General features: G+C 58.1%; 3 protein-coding genes. 1 reads left to right on the top strand and 2 read right to left on the bottom strand.

The window, feature by feature from the left end:
- Window positions 1–330 precede the first annotated feature (330 nt).
- Both WBG04_RS17820 and WBG04_RS17815 read right to left on the bottom strand, forming a co-directional pair.
- Entirely contained in the window at window positions 331–1,923 is a 1,593-nt protein-coding gene (locus WBG04_RS17820; protein WP_424316059.1) for a sensor histidine kinase, read from the bottom strand.
- The gene (locus WBG04_RS17815; RefSeq protein ID WP_424316058.1) at window positions 1,920–2,642 is read right to left on the bottom strand and encodes a response regulator transcription factor; all 723 of its coding nucleotides are present in this window, start codon (window positions 2,640–2,642) and stop codon (window positions 1,920–1,922) included. The genes WBG04_RS17820 and WBG04_RS17815 overlap by 4 nt, the downstream gene beginning before the upstream one ends.
- 165 nt (window positions 2,643–2,807) lie before the next feature.
- Between WBG04_RS17815 and WBG04_RS17810 the strand changes: the two genes are divergently transcribed.
- Window positions 2,808–4,472: peroxidase family protein (locus tag WBG04_RS17810; RefSeq protein ID WP_424316057.1), on the top strand; the 1,665-nt coding region annotated here is incomplete at its 3' end.

Raw genomic sequence — 4,472 nt, 5'->3', positions numbered from 1 at the left:
TTTCCACTCGGACTTCCGCTCCTTCGGCATGATTCGTGCTTTCACACGACTCAATCTCCGGACTTCGTCCAAGCCAATGCTGTAAAAGATCTTCTTCCGAGGGGACTAAAAAGCCGATCGAACCGTCCAAACCAACCCGCAGGCCAGTCCAAAGCTCCGATCGACTCCCGTCTCTCGCGCCACCCCCGGAGGTGCGGCGGGGGGGAAACTACATTTCCTTCCCACACCGTCAATACCTTTCGGGACTTTTTTTGGAGATTTTTTCGGAGCTTAAAAACACCCCTTAAAATAAGGCTCCATCTTGGTTGTTGGCTCAAGCGAGCGGCCTTTTCAGGCAGCAGGAAGCACCATGAGGATCGCCAAGCCATGGGGGTCAACCCGGCGTGCGCTAACAGAGCCGCCACAGGCCTCGACAGCCGTGTGGACGATCGCCATTCCAAGACCTGCACCCCCTGCCTCGCGATTGCGCGCTTCATCAGGACGGTAGAAGGGCTCGAACAGGCGCGACACCACCCCGGAACCTACGCCCGGACCATCGTCGGCGATCATCAGTTCCACGCTCTTGCCCTTCTCCTTGGCATAGATGTGGAGTTGGCAAGACTCGCCGGCATGCCTGTGGGCATTGCGCAGGACATTGGCAATCGCACGTGAGAGCAGACGACGGTCTGCCTGCACCGTAAGATGCGGTGCCACTCTCCACTCGACCTGATGCCCCTCGCACTCGTGCTTGAGCTGCTCCTTCAACAAGGGGAGCAACTCGATCGGTTCAGGTTTCACGGTATTCGGAGCAGTCGACGCCTTGGTGAAATCCAACAGCTCCGACACCAGATCCGAAAGCTCGGTCACATCCTCCTCGATCGATTCAAGCCGCAGCCTATGCGCGTCGTCCAAGCCATGTTCCATGACACCCAGGCCAGTCCGGATTCGCGCGAGCGGCGAGCACAACTCATGAGCCACGTCTCCAAGGAAACGCTTCTGTCCGCTGAGCAATCGGTCAAGCTGTTGGGCCATGTTCTCAATTGACTCACCGAGACTGCCCAACTCGTCCCGCCGCACCCCCTTGATTCGGGTATCAAACCTACCTAGAGCGATCCGCTCGGTGGCATGGGATAGACGGGAAACATAACGGGTGATGCTGATGATGAAAGGAGCCCACAAAAGCAGGCTGAGGAAGAGCACGGCCAAGCCACCAAGAAGCCACGGCTTTAGATCAAAGAACAGACCTCCGGCTGAAGGGTTGGCCGAGCGGAGAATCAGCATGCCGTGCAAGGGCCGGTCCTTGGCAGGATCGAAGAGCGGCAGATCCAGAGCTGCCCAGTATCCTTCGTCTTTCTGTGACCGACTGAGAAAGACCGCGCTGACCTCTGGTGCACTATCCGTACCAGGACCCTGCCGTGGCGGTCCTCCACGCGGAGAACCGTCATCTAATGGCTCGTCGGAGGGAACCCCCCGCAATGGCGGACCATCCCGAGGTGGAGGTCTTCCTGCACGCGGAGGGGGCCGATCACCCTCCCCACCTTGAGGACCAAAGTCATCCTTGGAAAAGCGCACCGGCTTGGGCCTCGGAGCCTTACCCCCATCGACACCCTTGAGCAATTCTTCAATGTCCGGCGGGATTTCCAAAGCATCCCCGAACACCTCCCTTCCCCTTGCAAGCACCAGCATCACATCCAGATCATATGGCTCCACATGGCGCTCCAGAATCTCGGGCCACTGTTCAGTAGAAGCCGCCTTGAGATCCGAAGCCACGGCACTCCCCAGGGTCTTCAAGCGGTCGCCTGCCGCACCACTCAGCAACGAATCAAGTCCAAGCTGAAGTTGCCAGCTCACGAAAATCGCAAAGGCACTCGCCAGCACGGCGAAGTGAATCAACAACCAGACCAGCATCTTCGCCAACAGTGGAAACCTCACCTTTTCACTCACGAGTCACCTCCTTCAAGTAACTTGTAACCCACCCCGCGAATGGTCTGGATGAAGCGTGGATTTTTTGCGTCGTCCCCAAGCTTGCGACGAAGCTGGGACACGTGCACATCAATGGAACGATCAAACACATCAAAGCGCCGATCGGACACATCCTCAAGCAGGGCTTCCCTCGACTTGACGCGACCCTTTGCCTTCATCAAGGCGGCAAGCATGGCGAACTCAAGTGCTGTTAGATCCAGCGGCTGACCATCCAACAAGGCGACATGGGTGCTTTCATTCAAGCGGAGATCTCCGACAACGAGATCCTCGCGCCCATCATCCTCCGGCTCGCTCACGGCAACCCTCCTGGTCACGGCCCGCAAGCGGGCAAGCAGCTCGCGACTTGAGAATGTCTTCGGCAGGTAGTCATCCGCGCCCATCTCGAGACCGACAATCCGGTCCGCCTCCTCACCCATCGCCGTCAGCATTAAGACCGGCACATTCGAAGTCTTGCGCAATTCCCGCAATACTTCGAAGCCATCCATTCCCGGCATCATCACATCAAGGATGACCGCCTCATAAGAGCCATCCCTTGCCGCTTCGAGACCTTCCGGGCCCGTGTGGCGCATCTCGACCCTCCATCCCAGAGGAGTGAGATAGTCACGGATCAGGCCAGCCAGTTTTCGGTCATCGTCGACCACCAGCAGCGGGCGTCCCTCAGAAGCATCGATCGCATCCATCGAGCGGAGATTGCCTCAAGATCCGGGCAGGGAGCGACCACTTTTACCGTCCCTTAACAGAATAGTACCCCGATCGACATCATTCCCTAACACGCAACACCGCTTACTTGGCGAACAAGCGGGAACCAAGACGCCGCAGAACCCGAACAAAAACAACAGATGAACATGCACCATTCCATCCACGCCGGACTGCTGATTGTAGCGGTCCTGACTCCTTCAGTCGGAGCTCAAGAAAGGGATCGCCGGGCGCCCGGCATCCCGGTTCAGCGACAACGCGAAGCCCGTCCTCAGAATCCACCTCCCACCGACGCCGATACCGTCGAATTTCCGGCCGAATTCCGTACGATTGATGGAGCGGGAAACAACATCGACGACCCCGAGCTCGGTTCCGCCGACCATCCCATGATCCGGCACCTCGATTCCGACTATGGTGACGGGGTCGAGAGTCCTGCAGGAGCCGACCGCCCATCCGCACGGGCTGTCAGCAATGCCGTTGTTGCTGGAGGTGGAGGCATCCCGAACGAGCGCGGCGCGACCGATTTCATGTGGCAATGGGGCCAGTTTCTCGACCACGACATCGTTGAGACTCCGACCATCGACCCGGCCGAGCCTTTTGATATTGAGGTCCCTGCAGGGGATTCATGGTTTGATCCGTCCGGCACCGGAGCTCAGGTGATCAACCTGAATCGCTCGTTCTATGAGATCGAGAATGGGACGCGCGAGCAGGTCAACGAAGTCACCTCCTTCATCGATGCCTCCAACGTCTATGGATCCGACAGCGTGCGTGCCTACGCCTTGCGGAAGCTCGATGGCAGCGGCGAGCTCAAGACCACATCCTCCGAATTCGGCGACCTGCTTCCCTACAACGAAACCGAAGAAGAGAACGCGCCTGACCCGACCGGCTTCTGGTTCCTGGCAGGTGATGTGCGCGCCAACGAACAGGCCGCCCTTACCGCGATGCACACCTTGTTTGTTCGCGAGCACAACTACTGGGCATCCCGCTTCAAGCGAGTGAACCCCGCCGCGACCGATGATGAAATCTACGAGTTCGCAAGGATGATCATTGGAGCGGAAATGCAGCACATCACCTACGGCGAATTCCTTCCCCTGCTGCTCGGACCCCGGGCGATTCCACCCTACAGGGGCTATCGGGAGGATGTGGATCCAACCATTTCGAACGAGTTCGCGACAGCGGCCTATCGCTTCGGCCACAGCTTGCTGCCAAACGAAATTTTGCGAATTGATTCCAACGGTCAAACGATCGAAGACGGCAATCTTCAACTCGCCAGTGCATTCTTCGATCCGAGTCTGACCGAAGACCATGGCATCGACTCCATCCTGCGAGGACTTGCCCATCAGCGGTGCCAGGAACTCGACGCAGTTCTAGTTGATGACGTTCGCAACTTCCTTTTCGGCCCTCCGGGTTCGGGAGGCTTCGATTTGGCTTCTCTGAACATCCAACGTGGACGGGACCACGGTTTGCCTTCGTACAATGCCGCTCGCCGGGAACTGGGCCTTTCTGCCGCCCGCAGTTTCCGCGACGTCAACCCCGACCGGGAGATTCAGGCAAAACTCGCCTCGGTCTATGACACGGTGGACGACATCGACCTCTGGATCGGTGCTCTTTGCGAGCCGCATGTTAGAGACGCCATGGTTGGGCCCGTCCTGCACCAAATACTCAGTCGCCAATTCATCGCGTTGCGGGATGGTGATCGGTTCTGGTATGAGTCCGCTTTGGATCTATCGATCCTGAAGTTGGTCACGGATCAGACACTCGCCAAAATCATTCGCCGAAACACGGAGATTGGCAACGAGCTGCCCGACCATGTC

Origin of the sequence: Haloferula sp., from assembly GCF_049672945.1 — a bacterium.
In the GTDB taxonomy this organism is placed as follows: Bacteria; Verrucomicrobiota; Verrucomicrobiia; order Verrucomicrobiales; family Akkermansiaceae; genus Haloferula.
Note: the sequence above shows the minus strand (reverse complement) of the source record. Positions and strands in the feature narration are given on the sequence as shown.